Source organism: Streptococcus loxodontisalivarius, assembly GCF_016908645.1.
Lineage (GTDB): Bacteria > Bacillota > Bacilli > Lactobacillales > Streptococcaceae > Streptococcus > Streptococcus loxodontisalivarius.
In genome coordinates, this window is sequence record NZ_JAFBEH010000046.1 from 1 (window position 1) to 16,855 (window position 16,855).

The 16,855-nt window shown below is 39.7% G+C and carries 10 protein-coding genes and 2 pseudogenes; 2 read left to right on the top strand and 10 right to left on the bottom strand.

Going from position 1 to position 16,855, the window contains the following annotated elements; genetic code table 11:
• A pseudogene (locus JOC28_RS08820) lies at positions 1–3,030 on the top strand (hypothetical protein); the annotation flags it as partial.
• A 581-nt stretch (positions 3,031–3,611) separates the two neighbouring features.
• On the opposite strand, the pseudogene JOC28_RS10975 reads toward JOC28_RS08820, so the two are convergent.
• The 7 genes and pseudogenes from JOC28_RS10975 to metK all read right to left on the bottom strand — a co-directional run.
• Positions 3,612–4,976, bottom strand: a pseudogene (locus JOC28_RS10975) (accessory Sec-dependent serine-rich glycoprotein adhesin); the annotation flags it as partial.
• Between the two features lie 307 nt (positions 4,977–5,283).
• Complete coding sequence (locus JOC28_RS08830) at positions 5,284–6,159, bottom strand: glycosyltransferase family 2 protein (RefSeq protein WP_205010327.1); 876 nt, start codon at positions 6,157–6,159, stop codon at positions 5,284–5,286.
• Positions 6,160–7,902 carry an SP_1767 family glycosyltransferase gene (locus tag JOC28_RS08835; RefSeq protein ID WP_338058065.1) on the bottom strand — a complete coding sequence of 581 codons (1,743 nt, stop codon included), beginning with the start codon at positions 7,900–7,902 and terminating at the stop codon, positions 6,160–6,162.
• A complete protein-coding gene (locus JOC28_RS08840; RefSeq protein WP_205010329.1) occupies positions 7,895–8,881 on the bottom strand; it encodes a sugar transferase in 987 nt (328 codons plus the stop codon). The genes JOC28_RS08835 and JOC28_RS08840 overlap by 8 nt, the downstream gene beginning before the upstream one ends.
• A gap of 1 nt (position 8,882) precedes the next feature.
• Positions 8,883–9,758 carry a glycosyltransferase gene (locus JOC28_RS08845; RefSeq protein WP_205010330.1) on the bottom strand — a complete coding sequence of 292 codons (876 nt, stop codon included), beginning with the start codon at positions 9,756–9,758 and terminating at the stop codon, positions 8,883–8,885.
• 309 nt (positions 9,759–10,067) lie between these two features.
• On the bottom strand, positions 10,068–11,327 hold the full coding sequence (locus tag JOC28_RS08850) for a UDP-N-acetylglucosamine 1-carboxyvinyltransferase (protein WP_205010331.1): 1,260 nt from the start codon (positions 11,325–11,327) through the stop codon (positions 10,068–10,070).
• Between the two features lie 264 nt (positions 11,328–11,591).
• Positions 11,592–12,785, bottom strand: coding sequence for a methionine adenosyltransferase (gene metK / locus JOC28_RS08855; protein WP_205010332.1), 1,194 nt, complete (start codon positions 12,783–12,785; stop codon positions 11,592–11,594).
• Between the two features lie 606 nt (positions 12,786–13,391).
• Between metK and birA the strand changes: the two genes are divergently transcribed.
• Entirely contained in the window at positions 13,392–14,330 is a 939-nt protein-coding gene (birA, locus tag JOC28_RS08860; RefSeq protein ID WP_205010333.1) for a bifunctional biotin--[acetyl-CoA-carboxylase] ligase/biotin operon repressor BirA, read from the top strand.
• Here birA and JOC28_RS08865 read toward each other — a convergent pair.
• The 3 genes from JOC28_RS08865 to JOC28_RS08875 are packed head-to-tail and all read right to left on the bottom strand — an operon-like array spanning position 14,317 to position 16,727.
• Positions 14,317–14,517: a DUF3272 family protein gene (locus JOC28_RS08865; RefSeq protein WP_205010334.1), complete on the bottom strand. Its 201-nt coding sequence runs from the start codon at positions 14,515–14,517 to the stop codon at positions 14,317–14,319. The two genes, birA and JOC28_RS08865, sit on opposite strands and share 14 nt — an antisense overlap.
• Positions 14,518–14,568: 51 nt before the next feature.
• Positions 14,569–16,233, bottom strand: coding sequence for a DNA polymerase III subunit gamma/tau (dnaX, locus tag JOC28_RS08870; protein ID WP_205010335.1), 1,665 nt, complete (start codon positions 16,231–16,233; stop codon positions 14,569–14,571).
• Positions 16,233–16,727, bottom strand: coding sequence for a GAF domain-containing protein (locus tag JOC28_RS08875; protein ID WP_205010336.1), 495 nt, complete (start codon positions 16,725–16,727; stop codon positions 16,233–16,235). The genes dnaX and JOC28_RS08875 overlap by 1 nt, the downstream gene beginning before the upstream one ends.
• Positions 16,728–16,855 lie beyond the last annotated feature (128 nt).

Here is a 16,855-nt window from a genome sequence, read left to right on the forward strand (position 1 = left end):
TCTGAACTTGAGACTGACTCTGATTCAGATGTAGATACAGACTCTGAGTTAGAAACTGATTCCGATTCAGATGTACTTGCTGACTCTGAACTTGATATTGATTCTGAGTTAGACAATGACTCTGAATTTGATGTTGATTCTGAATTAGATACTGACTCTGAATTTGATGTTGATTCTGAATTAGAGACTGACTCTGAGTTTGAGACTGATTCAGATGTTGAAGCTGATTCTGAGCTTGATGTTGTTGACTCTGAATTGCTTACTGACTCTGAATTTGATGTTGATTCTGAATTAGATACTGACTCTGAATTTGATGTTGATTCTGAATTAGATACTGATTCTGAGTTGCTTACTGATTCAGATGTTGATGCAGATTCTGAGTTTGATACTGACTCTGAATTGCTTACTGACTCTGAGTTTGATGTTGATTCTGAATTAGAAACTGATTCTGAGTTGCTTACTGATTCAGATGTTGATACAGATTCTGAGTTTGAGACTGACTCTGAATTTGATGTTGATTCTGAGTTACTTACTGACTCTGAATTGCTTACTGACTCTGAGTTTGATGTTGATTCTGAATTAGAGACTGACTCTGAGTTTGATGTTGATTCTGAGTTAGAAATTGACTCTGAACTTGATGTTGACTCTGAGTTACTTACTGACTCTGAATTTGATACTGACTCTGAGTTTGATGTTGATTCTGAGTTTGAGACTGACTCTGAACTTGATGTTGACTCTGAGTTAGACAATGACTCTGAGCTTGATGTTGATTCTGAATTAGATACTGATTCTGAATTAGATACTGATTCTGAACTTGATGTTGACTCTGAGTTAGATACTGATTCTGAATTTGATGTCGACTCTGAGTTAGATACTGATTCTGAGTTTGAGACTGACTCTGAATTAGATACTGACTCTGAATTTGACGTTGATTCTGAGTTTGAGACTGACTCTGAATTTGATGTTGATTCTGAGTTTGATGTTGATTCTGAGTTTGAGACTGACTCTGAATTGCTTACTGATTCTGAACTTGATGTTGATTCTGAATTTGATACTGACTCTGAGTTTGATGTTGATTCTGAATTTGATACTGACTCTGAATTTGATGTTGATTCTGAGTTTGAGACTGACTCTGAATTTGATGTTGACTCTGAATTAGATACTGACTCTGAACTTGATGTTGACTCTGAATTGCTTACTGATTCTGAGTTACTTACTGACTCTGAGTTTGATGTTGATTCTGAATTAGAAACTGACTCTGAATTTGATGTTGATTCTGAATTTGATACTGACTCTGAACTTGATGTTGATTCTGAATTTGAGACTGACTCTGAATTTGAAACTGATTCTGAGTTAGATACTGATTCTGAACTTGATGTTGACTCTGAGTTTGAAACTGATTCTGAATTTGAGACTGACTCTGAATTTGATACTGATTCTGAGTTAGAAATTGACTCTGAGTTTGATACTGATTCAGATTTTGAAGCTGATTCTGAGCTTGATGTTGTTGATTCTGAGTTAGAAACTGACTCTGAATTTGATGTTGACTCGGAGTTAGAAACTGACTCTGAATTGCTTACTGATTCTGAGTTTGATACTGACTCTGAATTTGATGTTGATTCTGAGTTTGATACTGATTCAGATGTTGAAGCTGATTCTGAGTTTGATACTGACTCTGAATTTGATGTTGATTCTGAATTAGAAACTGATTCTGAGTTGCTTACTGATTCAGATGTTGATGCAGATTCTGAGTTTGATACTGACTCTGAACTTGATGTTGATTCTGAACTTGATGTTGATTCTGAATTAGAAACTGACTCTGAATTTGATGTTGATTCTGAATTAGATACTGACTCTGAATTTGACGTTGATTCTGAGTTACTTACTGACTCAGAACTTGATGTTGATTCTGAATTAGATACTGATTCTGAGTTTGAGACTGACTCTGAGTTTGAGACTGATTCTGATGTTGATGCTGATTCTGAGCTTGATGTTGTTGACTCTGAATTGCTTACTGATTCTGAATTAGATGCTGACTCTGAGTTACTTACTGATTCTGAACTTGATGTTGACTCTGAGTTACTTACTGACTCTGAATTTGATGTTGATTCTGAGTTAGACAATGACTCTGAATTTGATGTTGACTCTGAACTTGATGTTGATTCTGAATTAGATACTGACTCTGAGTTTGATGTTGATTCTGAATTAGATACTGACTCTGAGTTTGATGTTGACTCTGAGTTAGACAATGACTCTGAGTTTGATGTTGATTCTGAGTTTGATACTGACTCTGAACTTGATGTTGACTCTGAGTTACTTACTGACTCTGAGTTTGAAACTGATTCAGATGTTGATGCTGATTCTGAACTTGATGTTGATTCTGAGTTAGATACTGATTCTGAACTTGATGTTGACTCTGAGTTTGAAACTGACTCTGAATTTGATACTGATTCTGAGTTTGAGACTGACTCTGAGTTTGATGTTGATTCTGAATTAGATACTGACTCTGAGTTTGATGTTGATTCTGAATTAGATACTGACTCTGAATTTGATGTTGATTCTGAGTTAGATACTGATTCTGAACTTGATGTTGATTCTGAGTTAGACAATGACTCTGAACTTGATGTTGATTCTGAGTTTGATACTGACTCTGAATTGCTTACTGATTCTGAACTTGATGTTGATTCTGAATTAGATACTGACTCTGAATTTGATGTTGATTCTGAGTTAGACAATGACTCTGAACTTGATGTTGATTCTGAGTTAGACAATGACTCTGAACTTGATGTTGATTCTGAATTTGATACTGACTCTGAACTTGATGTTGACTCTGAGTTAGACAATGACTCTGAGCTTGATGCTGATTCAGATGCAGATAATGATTCTGAGTCTGACAATGATTCAGAAGAAGATGCTGATTCTGAATTAGAAAGTGATTCAGATGTTGAAAGTGACTCAGATGCTGATTCTGACTCAAAACTACTGCTTCCAGAAACATCTTCTACATATGCAGCATGTGCTGAGCTGTAAACACTACCGTTTGATGTTGTTGTAGAAAGTGATGAGATAAGAGCAAGGTCCTCACTACCAGCATATGAACCATTAACAACAACAAGATAAACATCATCATAAGCGTATGATTGGAAAGCACTTGTTTCCCAATTGATAACAATATCTCCAGAAGAATCAATCGTTGGTGTATAAGTAGATGTTACATCAGCTAACTTAGAGACATCAGGATAGATGTTATCAGCAATATCAGAAACTTTAGCTTGATAAACTTTAACAGTCGCTTTTGATAGATCAATTGTACTATTAACAACATGTCCGCTAGATAGAGTTTCGCTAGGGTAATTCCCAATTACAGTTTTGTATGAGTAAGCTGAAGAAAGAACATTACCTGAAGGATTGATTACTGTATTGTATTGGAAAGTTTCAGCTGTTTCATTTTGATTTACAACACGAGAATTTACATCAAGAGTTGTGGTAGATGTACCTTGAGGTGACTCATTTTTGTTTGCTGTACCATAAACAACATTTTGCGTTGTTGAAGCTGTTGTTGACGTTCCACTTAGTGTTGCTGTAAATGTTTGATTCGTAGCATTATTTGGAATCTTTTGATCATCTGCCCAAAGTGGATTTGTTACTGTTGCAGTTGTCGTAGAAGTAACGTCGGTTGCAAAAGTATAGACCATTGAGTGGGTAGCAGTATCATAGACACCTGTCGCAAGTGTCACTCCATTAGCTTTAATATCTTCAAGTTCAAGATAAGAACCAATTCCGTTAGGATCTAGATTTTCACTAAGTTCAATAGTAAATGTATCACCTTTACTTGCAGAAGATACTTGGAATGAAACTGTAAATTGAAGACGCTCACCTGAACCCATATTGATAGTTCCAGCAGTAGCATTCTCACTATCATCAAAAGACATCGTCACATTAGTCAATTGTGTACTTACATCAGACTTAGCCACAGTAGCTGCTGTTGCTGCTACAAGATTAGCTGAATCCGAAGCTACTGAGTCAGATGCATCTTTAGCGATGATTTCTTCTTCAAGAAGTTCTGTTTGTTCTTTAGCACTTGCTGCGGCAGCAATCAATGTTGCCAAGCTAGCGTTAGCTGATTCTGTAAGTGTATCGACTTGGCTAACAACTGCTTGAGCTGCAGTAACATCAATATTGAGCGCTTGTGCTGTTTCGATACGTTCTGCAAGCTCTTGTGATGCTGTTGCAAGGTCTGACTTAGCCTGAGCAAGCTCTTCTTCGCTACTTGTTGAATCTGTTGATGTAGTTGCAGCTTCTGTTGTTGCTTGAGCTTGTGCAGATGCTTGACTAGCGCTAGTTGTAGCTGTTTCTGTTGTTGTCGCAACTACTGCAACTTCTGCTTGACTTGTACTTTCAGATGTTGATACTGATTCTGAATTTGAAAGAGATTCTGACACAACTTGTGATTCAGAAGCTGAAACTGACTCTGACTGAGAAAGACTTTCTGATAGAGAATCAGAAGCCACTGTCTGGTCTGTTTCATCTGCTTGAGTTGTTTCTACTACTGTCTCTTCTTCAGTAGCTGGTTGACTTTCAGTCGCTACACTAGCGTCTGATGATTCAGTCGTAGCTGAGTCAGTTGACATAGCGACTGTATCATTACCTGCAAGAACAGTTGTTGTCGTGCTAACTTCAGTAGTAACTGCAGTCACTTCATCAGCTTGAACATCTTGTTCGATGATTGCGCCAGCACCTACTACTGCACCAGCTGCAACCGCACCACGAAGCAAGCCAATCATAGCTGAGTGACGATTTGTCATTGATGTGATATCAGCAACTTTAACTGGTGTTGATGTCCCTTTTTTCATAAAGCGAATCAAGCCAATCTGTGACATTACTGTCGTTACCCAGTGTTTACCTGACTTGTGCATTTTCACGCGCGTTTTACGCGATGATTCTCCATAGGAATGATCAAAAGTCTTTTTTCCCATTTGTGTCTCCTTGTTTTTCTATAATGATTTAGCAATAGCACATTAGATTCTAACACTTTTATATCTTATATACAAGGATTTAGATATAAAAAATTAAAAAAACTTTCTATTTCACTATTTCGTGAAAATAGCTTTAAATTAAGGATAGTGCTTTCATTTTTACAAGACATCTTTCAGAAGTTGAGGAATTTTCAGAAAATTTGTTTCAAGGTGACAATTAAAAGGAAATTATACTGAATAAAGACTAAAATATACAAAAAAAGACTAGAATTATTATAAACTCCAGTCTCTTTAAAATATACAATTTTTAAAGCCATTTCTCCAAAATTGCAAGCTTTTGGAGGCATTTATGGTAATCTTGCATTCTGCCAGCCTCTAAAAATGAGTCCTTATGAAGCTGCAATCGCCAGCGATAAGCCCTCAACTCCTCAGAAATATCAAAGCCGATTAAACCAAGAATAGCGACACGCTCTTCAATGCTCCGCAATGGAAAGACATAAGTCTGATCAACAGTCTTAGTCACACTGGTTGAACTCTTTCTATGAAAATAAATGCCAGAGTTAGAGTAAACAATGCGGTCCGCCATCAGATAGATCTTCCAGGTTGTGTAATCATCCTCTACCTTTTCGTCTTCAGGATAGACGATATTTTCAAAAAGCTGAGCCTTATAAAGCTTAGCCCAAGGCACGGTGAAGCACTGGCTAAAGGAAAAATGCCCATCATATTGCATCTTAAACCATTCTTGAGGAGTATAAACCTTGCGGAAATAATCCTCTGACGACATGTGGAAACCAAAAGTTCCTCGATCTTGGAAAAACTCTGTAAAGTTAGCAACAGCAATATCACTATCAGATTCTTTAAGCGACTGGTAGAGAAATTCGATATGATTCTCCTCCAACCAATCGTCATTATCAACAAAGAGGACATAATCGCCTGAAATCAATGGCAGAGCAGTATTTCTAGCTGCACCCACGCCACCACCTCCAAGTTTTTTATGAACAAGTCGGACACGCTTGTCCTTCTGACGATACTCTTCACAAACAGCTGCAGAGCCATCTGTTGAGCCATCATTAACTAGAATCAACTCCAAATTGCTATAGGTCTGGTTGAGGATACTATCCAGACACTGTCTGAGAAATTCTCCTGCATTAAAAACAGGAACAATTACTGAAACCTTCTCCATCTAGTTTCCTTTCTTATAGTTATCGTAGAGGTCAACCTTGGCTGACAAGTCCTTATAGAGTGCGATTTGACCGCTATATAGAGCATCTGCCTGACATTTTCTTAGACGACCTAGATAAGATTCAATTTGCTTTTCAGGATTGTAGCCCAACATGACCATAAGTGCGATACGTTCTTCAGCATTGCTGACCATACTTGAAACATCTTTAAGCATTCCATTTCGCGAGAGTCCTTCTGAACGCTGTGAATAATAGTAGGGACCAGAATTGGTAAAGGCAATCTGATTTGCACGTAGATACACCTTATAAATTGTCGCATCATCCTCTCTTAAACGACCAACTGGGAAACGGACCTGTTCCCAAAGCTCTGCTTTATAGAGCTTAAGTGGTGAAAAGACAAAGGCTAGATGAAGATTATTCTTCATATTACCTTCTTGGTCCAGCCACTCCTGAACAGAATAAACTTTTTTGAAGTAATTCTCTTTAGTATGGTAGAAAAGGAAGGACTTGCGTTCTTCATTAAAGGATGAAAAGTTTGTTGCTGAAATATCTGAATCCGTCTCCTTAAGATGCACCAGCAGATTTTCCAAATAAGTCTCTTCGACAAAATCATCTGAGTCAATAAAGGTAATGTAGTCACCACTGACATGGTCCAAGGCATGGTTGCGTGCTGCAGACGGACCTGCATTTTCTTGATGAATGAGTCGTACACGGCTATCTTTAGCAACAAAGTCCTGACAGAGACTGGCACTACCATCTGTCGAGCCATCATTTACCAGGATAACCTCAAAATTGTCATGCGTCTGCTTGAGGATTGACTCCATACAACGAGTCAGATAGTCTTTAACGTTGTAGACAGGAATGATGATACTGATTTTATCAGCACTTTTATCATCATTTTTCTCTGCTTTAGGTAAATCAACACCAATGGTCTCAATAATTTCCTGATCGTAGGCTTCGTCTTCAAGGAAGGTGATATCATAATCATAATTTGACTCTGCAGTATGTTTATGATTCAATTTGACCTTCTGCGTCGCTTTCATCTGATACCATTCATACTCTGAATCAATATGCCCAAGGTCAATAGCCTGGTGTCCTAAGAGAGTTAATTGGTAAGACAAAAGTTTAGCCGTTGGTCCCAACATGATTAGAACAAGTTTATTCTTCTGATGCTTGATGATCGCTGACAAAATATCATCATAATAGTCATAGGCATTATGCGACGGGCAAATGATTCTAGAAATAGACTTGGCATTTGCAAAAAGGTCATTTCCCACACCTGACCTAGAGGTCACTCCCTCCACAATCAGAAGGTCACGATCCTGCCACATCTTCTTTAATTCAGCAAAATAAGCATCCGCTGGGCTCTTGTCTTCTAAATCAATATAAGGTCTCGAAATGAAGGTTGAACCATACCAGTCCGAATGGCAATTTTCTTCATAAAAGTCCCTATATTGCTCAAAATGCCCCTTCCAGAAAAAACGTGCATTACTATTATAACGCTCCATCTTGTCAAAAACATCTGGGAGACAGACCAGCAACTCCTCGCTACTTGGTGTCTGGAGAATTTTTTTCAAACCAGCTGCCAATTCAGGATCATAAGTTTGGTAAGGGATATTTTTCCCTGTAATAATATCAATCTCGCCATCACCAAAACGAGCAACAGAAGAATGATGATTATTGATATATGTCAGGCTCTCCAATATCGGAAGAACCTTGATTGTTGATAAGTCTTTTTTAGTCACACAACACCTCAAACACTGCATCCGTCAAAAGACGACGGGTAAAGTAACCATATCGCAAGAGTCGATTAAATTCTCTAACACGATTTACCAATTGTTGATATCTAACCTGATCCATTCCATCCATAATAGCAATCACTTCGTCCAAACTATCCACTACAAAGCCAAGTTGATTACGCTCAATCAAGTCTTGATTGGCAATACCTCTCTGAACAAAAACTGGAATACCAGCTGTTAGGAAGGTCCCCAACTTATGAGGACAGTAGAGTTTCTGATACTCCTTATCATGGTCATCCATCCAGACCAGACCAAAACCACCCTTGGACAATTCCAAGAGAAGCTCTTCATCAGGCATGTAGGCATGATGGATTACCTTTTCTGGAAGACCATCGCCCTGCCTTGAATAGAGATGGAGGGGAAAGTCATATTGCCATGAACGTACAAAACTAAAACGCTCTAAATCCCCAGGAAAATGAATCTTCTTCTCAAACTGGGCAAGCAGGCTAGGAATTGAGGTCGGATGGTCCCACATTCCCTGAATAATAGTTTTTTCAACGGTCAAACCATGTTGACGTAATTTATCAATCATAGCCTGGCTCGGCGCAATAATCAGGTCAGCCTTATTATAGTAGTTAATCGTCCTATCCATCAGATAGAAATTCCCAGCAAACATGAGAGGAACGACATCATGGATAAAGACTACAATCTTAATATGATAGGCTCTGAGTTTCTCCATGATACGCTCATCAAAGGCTGTTGTATTCCAAGTCGGCGTCTGAAAAATGACCACATCTCCATGATGAAGCCCAGCCACGATACCATCGATACGCTTACTCAATTCTGACGGACTATCGTAATTCATATCATAACGGTAAATGCCCAATTCACGGTAGCCCAACTCCACTGCAATATCAGTAACCATGTTTTGTGCAAATTGAGCTGTACCAGCTAGACCGTTGATATTTGTTATATAAACTCGCATATTATCTCTTGTATTTTTCTAGTAATTTCATACGGAATTCTAGGTCCTTATAGGCCTTAACATCACCATTTCTCAGTTTGTCATCTCTATTTATCTGCGCACGCCATTTATATGCCTTGATTTCTTCTGTCAAATCAAAACCTAGAAGACTCAACACTTCTAAACGCTCTGCTATTGGTCCCACATGAAAAACCGTAGAAACCTTAGTAGTTTGCGTCATGCTTTCGCTATTAACACGGTAAAGGTAGCTAGAGCGATGCATATAGGCAATCTTATCAGCCATAAGATAAATCTTCCAAGTCGTGCGATCATCCTCTCCAAAACCATCTGTGTAATAGAGAATTGTTTCAAAAAGCGAACGCTTATACATCTTCCCCCAAGGAACTGTGAAACACAAACTAAGATTGTTACCATGACCGTATTGGAATTTAAACCATTCTTGAGGTGTATAGACTTCCTCATAGTAGTCATCTGCAGTGATATGGATATTATATTTACCTGTATCCTCAAAATACTGGGTAAAATTAGCAATGGCAACATCACTATCCATACGCTTCATGAGGTCATAAAGATCCATAACATGATTAGGATCAATCCAGTCATCTGAATCAACGAAAACAAGATAATCTCCAGTCGCCAATTCTAAAGAAGAATTACGTCCTGCTCCTATCCCCTGATTTACAGGCTTATGCAAGACTCTAATCCGAGAATCTTCCTGACGCAATTGCTCACAAATTAAAGCTGTCGAGTCTTTAGAGCCATCATTGATAATAATAACTTCCAAATTCTGATAGGTTTGGTTCAAGACACTCTCCACACACTGTCTCAGATAAGCTTCACCATTATATACAGGAATGACTACACTAATTTTTTCCACAATTCTTCCTTTCTCAGACTTATTAGACTCTACATAGCTTCTCTTTTTGACACAAAAATTATCTTGCAACTCTCAGCCTCTTAGAGAAATGATACCTAATCTTTTAATCAATCCCTTTTATTATAACACAAAAATAAGCTTTAACCTTATATGCGTTATTATTTCTCAGAAATATTAACTTATCAGTAATATTAATCATTCTACAAAAAAGAAAAACCCGAAACAAACGTTTCAGGTTTTAGAATGACGACAAAGCTTTTTTCCAATACATCAATTATCTTGACCTATCAGATAAAAACTTTATAAGTCTTATTCCTCAATCAATTCAATATCAGCACCGAGAGCTTTGAGCTTTTCGATGATATTTGAATAACCACGAAGGATAAATTCGATATTTGTAATTTCTGTACGACCTTTAGCCATGAGACCAGCTGTTACAAGCGCTGCACCTGCACGGAGGTCTGTCGCCTTAACTGGAGCACCTGTCAAGTCATTTGGTCCTTCATAAACAATGCGACCACCAACTGTCGAGATATTTGCACCCATACGAGCCATTTCAGGAACATGGTTGACACGTTTCTCATAGATAGTATCGGTAATAGTTGCTCGACCTTCTGCTTTTAGCAAGAGCGGTGTCAAAGGTTGTTGAAGGTCAGTCGCAAAACCTGGATAAGGCGCAGTCTTAATAGAGACTGCCTTGAGCTTCTCTTGCTTTTCAACAAAGATAGCATCTTCCTCAACAGTCATACGAACGCCCATCTCATCCAATTTGGCAATGAATGATTCCAAGTGTTCGTAGAGAACATTGGTTACCTTAATTCCTTCACCAACAGCTGCTGCCATGGCGATATATGATCCTGCTTCGATACGGTCGGGGATAACTTGGTGACGCGTTCCGTGAAGGGTTTTAACACCCTCAATTGTAATAATATCTGTACCTGCTCCACGAATATGAGCACCCATATTATTCAAAAGTGTTGCGACATCGATAATCTCTGGCTCACGCGCAGCATTCTCAATAATGGTACGACCTTCTGCCTTAGCTGCTGCAATCATCGTATTGATAGTAGCACCAACTGTTACGGTATCAAAGAAAATTTGAGTCCCATGCACAGCTTTTCCACCAGTTGAAAGGCGCATATTATCGCCTTCATAGCTGACTTTTGCACCCATAGCTTCAAATGCTTTCAAGTGAAGATCAATCGGACGAGGTCCTAGGTCACAACCACCAGGTAGACCCACAACTGCTTCTCCAAAGCGTCCTAGAAGACTACCGTAGAAGTAATATGAAGCACGTAGACTATTGATTTTCCCATAAGGCATGGGTTTATTTTCAACACCTCTTGGATCAATTTCAAGGGTTTCGCCATCACGTTTTACCTTGGCACCCATGATCTCCATGATTTCAATAAGACTGTCAACATCACTGATAGCAGGAACGCCATCAAGGGTAACGATATCATCTGCTAAGATAATGGCTGGAATTAGGGCAACAACACTATTTTTAGCACCTGAAACCGCTACTTGACCTGACAGTGGTTTTCCACCGTTGATTACAATTTTTCGCATACTCTCTAAACTTTCTTATACTAGAATTCAACCTTTTTATTTTAGCACATTTATCCCTATAACACAATTAAAGAGACAGAGCATTTGCTGATTTTTTTCATAAAACTGAAAACTTTACGTAACCTTATTGTCACACTAACTAAATTTACCCAAAAAAGTGCGTAAAGAAAGTTTATTCGATAAGTTTTTATTAAAAAATAGCAGAGCAGACAGTCATACAAAAAGAGTTAGACAATTTGCTAACTCTCACATTTATATTATTACTTATTGAGCTACCGCTGCTTTCAATTCATCGACCTTATCCAATTTTTCCCATGGAAGGTCAATGTCGGTACGACCCATGTGACCGTAAGCGGCAGTTTGTTTGTAAATCGGACGTTTCAAATCAAGCATCTGGATGATACCTGCTGGACGGAGGTCAAAGATCTGACGCGCAGCTTTTTCCAAAGAAGCTTCAGAAACCGTAGAAGTTCCAAAAGTATCGATACGAACAGAAACTGGCTGAGCCACACCGATAGCGTAAGCTAGCTGAACTTCAGCCTTCTTAGCCAAACCAGCAGCAACAATGTTTTTAGCGATGTAACGAGCCGCGTAGCTGGCAGAACGGTCAACCTTGGTCGCATCCTTACCTGAGAAGGCACCACCACCGTGACGTGAGTAGCCACCGTAAGTATCTACGATAATCTTACGACCTGTCAGACCAGAGTCCCCTTGAGGACCACCGATAACAAAACGACCAGTTGGATTGATAAAGAATTTGGTATCTGCATCCAAGTATTCTGCTGGAATAACAGCTTTAATGACTCTTTCAATCACATCCTGACGGATTTGTTCATTGCTTGCTTCTGGGTCATGTTGTGTTGAAATAACAACTGTGTCAACACGAACAGGCTTGTCATTTTCATCATACTCAACCGTAACCTGAGATTTTGCATCAGGACGAAGATAAGCGATTTCACCCGATTTACGAAGATCCGCTAATTTTTTCACCAATTTGTGAGAAAGTGAGATCGGTAACGGCAAGAGCTCAGGTGTTTCATCAATGGCGAAACCAAACATGAGACCCTGGTCACCAGCACCGATCAAATCAAGTGCATCCTGCTCTTCTTCACCACGCACTTCAAGTGCTTCATTGACACCCTGAGCGATATCAGGTGATTGCTCAACCAAGGATGGATGAACACCAACTGATTCAGCAGAGAAACCATACTCAGCATTGGTATAACCAATCTCTGCAATGGTATCACGAACCACACGGTTGATATCAACATAGGCAGTTGTTGAGATTTCTCCAAAAACATGGACAGAGCCTGTATAGACAGCTGTCTCAGCAGCAACGTGAGCATCTGGATCCTTTGCTAAAATAGCATCCAAAATAGCATCTGAAATCTGGTCTGCAATCTTGTCCGGATGTCCCTCCGAAACTGACTCAGACGTGAAAAGTTTACGTTCTGACATAAAAATGTCCCCCTTAAAATAATAGTGATCACACATGTGACCTGTTACTAGGTTACAAAGAACTAGCTCAGAAATAGAAAAAAACTTTAAATTCTCACAAGATATCAACCGAATGTCTATCTCAAGAGAAATCTATTTTACTTGCAAGGCTATCATTTTCCTAGTCTAGGCATCGATGACGGAGACTCTACTTTGGTAGGTCATGCCGAGATAAGAAAGAATAGAAAAATGAGCTTCGCAGTTGAGGCACTTAGTTTTGACTTAGCCTAGGCACCGCAGTCGACGATTAAACTTATGGTTCATCGAAATAGAAAATATAAAGTTTAAAATCTATTTTATTTGCAAGGCTATCATTTTCCTAGTCTAGGCATCGACGGCGTAGACAGTACTTTGGTACGGCAAGCCGAGATAACGAAGAATAGGGAAATGATAGCAAGCAGAGCTACCTTTTCGGGACTTAATAACACCCCTATTTTACCATACTTAAGAGATGAGAAATAGGGCTAAACCATAAAAAATTCCAAAGGGCTGATAGAAAAAAACTATTACCTCATCTTCTTTTGGAAAATCTTGGGCAAAAAAGAGATTTTATACTATACTAGAACTATGAAAACCTACGAAAATATCTACACCGTCCTCTCTCAGGCAGATGATTTTATCAGCGGTGAGGAGCTTGCCAGTCAACTTAAGATCTCCCGCACCGCCATTTGGAAGGGCATCAAAACCCTTGAAAACAAAGGGCTGGTCATTCAATCGCAAAAAAATAAGGGCTACCGCTTGCTTTCTGGCGACCTTCTACTGGCCAATAGTATCCAAGCCCGAGTTTCTGGCTTGACTGTTTTGGTCAATGAGCAGAGCATCTCAACCCAGATTGATGCAAAGACAGGGATTGATTTAGGTCATGCTTGCAATAGTCTCTATCTCTCTCCAAATCAAACAGCAGCTAAAGGGCGTTTTGGACGCCCATTCTTTGCAAGTGAGCAGGGGGGAATCTATATGTCGCTGCGCCTTTGTCCCAATTGCCACTTCTCTCAGGTCAAACCATACACCGTTCTAGTAGCAGCTAGTCTGGTCAAGGCTATCCATAGACTGACTGGTCTTCAATGTCAAATCAAGTGGGTCAACGATATCTATCTTGGGCAAAAAAAAATCGCCGGTATTCTGACCGAAGCGATTTCATCTGTTGAGACAGCTACTGTGACTGACCTCGTTATCGGAGTAGGTATCAACTTTGCCATCAAGGATTTTCCTGAAGAGCTAGCAGATAAAGCAGGTTCTCTTTTCCAAGAGAATGCCAGTATCAGCCGCAATGATTTAATTGCAGAAGTTTGGAAAATTTTCTATGAAACTCCTGAAAATGATCTCATCCGCTACTACAAGGACCAGTCACTCGTCCTTGACCGTCAAGTATCTTATCTGAAGAATGGTCAAGAAATCAGTGGGCTAGTCACTGACATTAGCGATCGTGGCGAACTTCACATCACTTTTCCTGATGGTAGTAGCGAACTACTATCTAGCGGAGAAGTTAGCCTTACTTCTTGGTAAGCTTGTCGGCCGCCTTATTGGCAGCCTTGATTATACGAGTAATCACGAAACTTGTATAGAGACGACGCAAAAGTAGATAACCAAAAAAGGCAGCAAAGAAATACTGTTTTTCAAAGATTGCCTGATTAAAACAGTAAGTCTCTAAAATGGTAATAAGCGTCAAAAAAATAACTTGTCGATTTAACATAATTCCATTATAGCAAAAAAGCTAGGTAATCCAAAAGGATTGCCTGGCTTTTTAGTCATCGCTTAAAGAAATTTTATCCGCCAAGAATGAAAATTCATCTGGAACTTCCTTTTGAATTGGGTCTTCTTCTACTTCCTGAGGTTGCTGGCTCTTGAGCTGACGGGCAAATTCACTTCTGATTTGATTGAAGTCAGAACGAGGGACAGCCATGATATTTGGCGAGAATCCTGCTGCCTTACTCATGATATTGCCAAACATGTCGTTAAGGTCCGTTCGCTTCATCGCCTGCTCTGCATTGAATGCAGCTTCAAAGGCGAGGATAGCATTGTCAGCATTAGCCAAAACGGGCTCGGAACCTAACAAGAGAGCTCGGTTTTGTGGACTGATGGAGTCCAAAATCTCATTCCAGGCTGATTTGAGGGCATCTAGATACTCTCTCGATTTGGCAGCATCCTCGACAGTTTCCTGCATGATAACCAGGATTTTCTCCTTATCCACCTTGAACTTGAAGCTAGATTTGACCTGAGCTTTAGGTGCTTCTGCCACTGGTAAAGTTCCAAGTTGAGACAGTTTCTGCTTGAGCTCCTTGATTTCCTGACGCATCTGATCAAACTCTTGACTGAGGTTTTCAGGGATTTCTGAAGAAATGGCAGAGCTGGTTTGAGCTAGTTGGATGGTCATCATTTCAGCATAGATTTTCGGGTGCGTACCTGTCTTAATCTCAGGCAAGCTTTGCGTTACCTGATCAATCATCCTAAAAATATCTTCTTGGGATAGGGCAAGATTGTCCTCAAAAAGCCTGCTAGAATGCGTATTCTCACCACCAACCTTGACCAATAGTAAATCACGTAGGTACTCCAAAAGGTCAGTCGCAAAGCGGCTCATGGATTTACCATTATCAAAGAGGGTCTGCAGATTCTCAAGTGCTGCCGTGGCATCCTGCTGACGCAGATGGGAAACATAATTGTCCAGCGCAGCCAGACCAATAGACCCTGTAATCTCCTCAGCAACTGCAACTGTTACCTGATTATCTGATGAGAGAGATAGCGCCTGATCCAAAATCGATAGTGCATCACGCATCCCACCTTCTGCTCGACGAGCAATGATGGTCAGAGCATCATCTTCAAAAGAAATCCCCTCTTTTTCCAAAATAGATGCCAAGTGAGCCTTAATAGCATTCTGCTTGATAGCCTTAAATTCGAAGCGCTGCACGCGCGACAAGATCGTTGCAGGAATCTTGTGCAACTCTGTCGTTGCAAGGATAAAGACCACGTTCTCAGTCGGCTCTTCCAAGGTCTTCAAGAGTGCATTGAAGGCTCCAGTAGACAACATATGGACCTCATCAATGATATAAACCTTATAGGTTGCACGGCTAGGCGCATAGGTTGACTTATCCCTGATATCACGAATTTCATCAACTCCATTGTTAGAAGCGGCATCGATTTCGATAACATCTTCTAGGCTGCCAGACGTAATATCACGACAAATATCACAAATATTACAAGGCTCACCGTCCACCTGATTAGGACAGTTCATAGCCTTGGCAAAAATTTTAGCTGCGCTGGTCTTACCAGTTCCACGAGGTCCAGAAAAAAGATAAGCATGGCTGATTTTGCCAGACTGGACCGCTTGTTTAAGCGTGGTTGAGATGACCGATTGCCCAACCATTTCATCAAAAGTCTGACTTCGGTATTTACGATAAAGTGCTTGATACATTATTTTTCAATCCTAAACATGTCAAAATTAAAGTGAGTTCTAGCCAGAAGGATTTCCACAAATTCCTCAAGATAGGCTTGGTCTATCTGATCATAGTCAGCCACCTGAGATGAATCCAAATCTAAAACACCAACCAAGTGACCATCCTTGACCATTGGAACAACAATCTCGCTCATGGCAGCTGAATCACAAGAGATATAATTGTCGTGCTTGGTCACATCGTCCACAATCAGCGTGCGCTTCTCCTGGGCTGACTGACCACAGACTCCCTTACCAAGTGCAATATGAACACAAGAGACCTTACCTTGGAAAGGACCCAAAATCAATTCCTGACCGTCAAATAGATAAAAGCCTGCAAAGACAGACTTGGGAAGAGTCATTTTCAACAAGGCTGAAGCATTTGACAAGTTAGCCAAAGCATTCGATTCCTTCTCAAAAAGGCTTTTAGCCTGTTCAAGAAGCATTTGGTAGTTTTCTTTCTTACGATTTTCCATACCTTTTATTATAGCAAAAAAGCCCAGTCTATGCTGGCTCTATAATTTCTGTAGTGGGTAAATCCACCAAGGAGATTGTAGGGCTTTTTGAATGTAGAAAAAAAGTCCCACATGACTTATAATGAAAA

Bases quoted from the DNA above. Each gene is read 5' to 3' on its own strand.
- metK (WP_205010332.1), bottom strand. From the start codon at position 12,785: ATGTCAGAACGTAAACTTTTCACGTCTGAGTCAGTTTCGGAGGGACAT.
- JOC28_RS08830 (WP_205010327.1), bottom strand. From the start codon at position 6,159: ATGGAGAAGGTTTCAGTAATTGTTCCTGTTTTTAATGCAGGAGAATTT.
- JOC28_RS08875 (WP_205010336.1), bottom strand. From the start codon at position 16,727: ATGGAAAATCGTAAGAAAGAAAACTACCAAATGCTTCTTGAACAGGCT.
- dnaX (WP_205010335.1), bottom strand. From the start codon at position 16,233: ATGTATCAAGCACTTTATCGTAAATACCGAAGTCAGACTTTTGATGAA.
- birA (WP_205010333.1), top strand. From the start codon at position 13,392: ATGAAAACCTACGAAAATATCTACACCGTCCTCTCTCAGGCAGATGAT.
- JOC28_RS08865 (WP_205010334.1), bottom strand. From the start codon at position 14,517: ATGTTAAATCGACAAGTTATTTTTTTGACGCTTATTACCATTTTAGAG.
- JOC28_RS08840 (WP_205010329.1), bottom strand. From the start codon at position 8,881: ATGCGAGTTTATATAACAAATATCAACGGTCTAGCTGGTACAGCTCAA.
- JOC28_RS08850 (WP_205010331.1), bottom strand. From the start codon at position 11,327: ATGCGAAAAATTGTAATCAACGGTGGAAAACCACTGTCAGGTCAAGTA.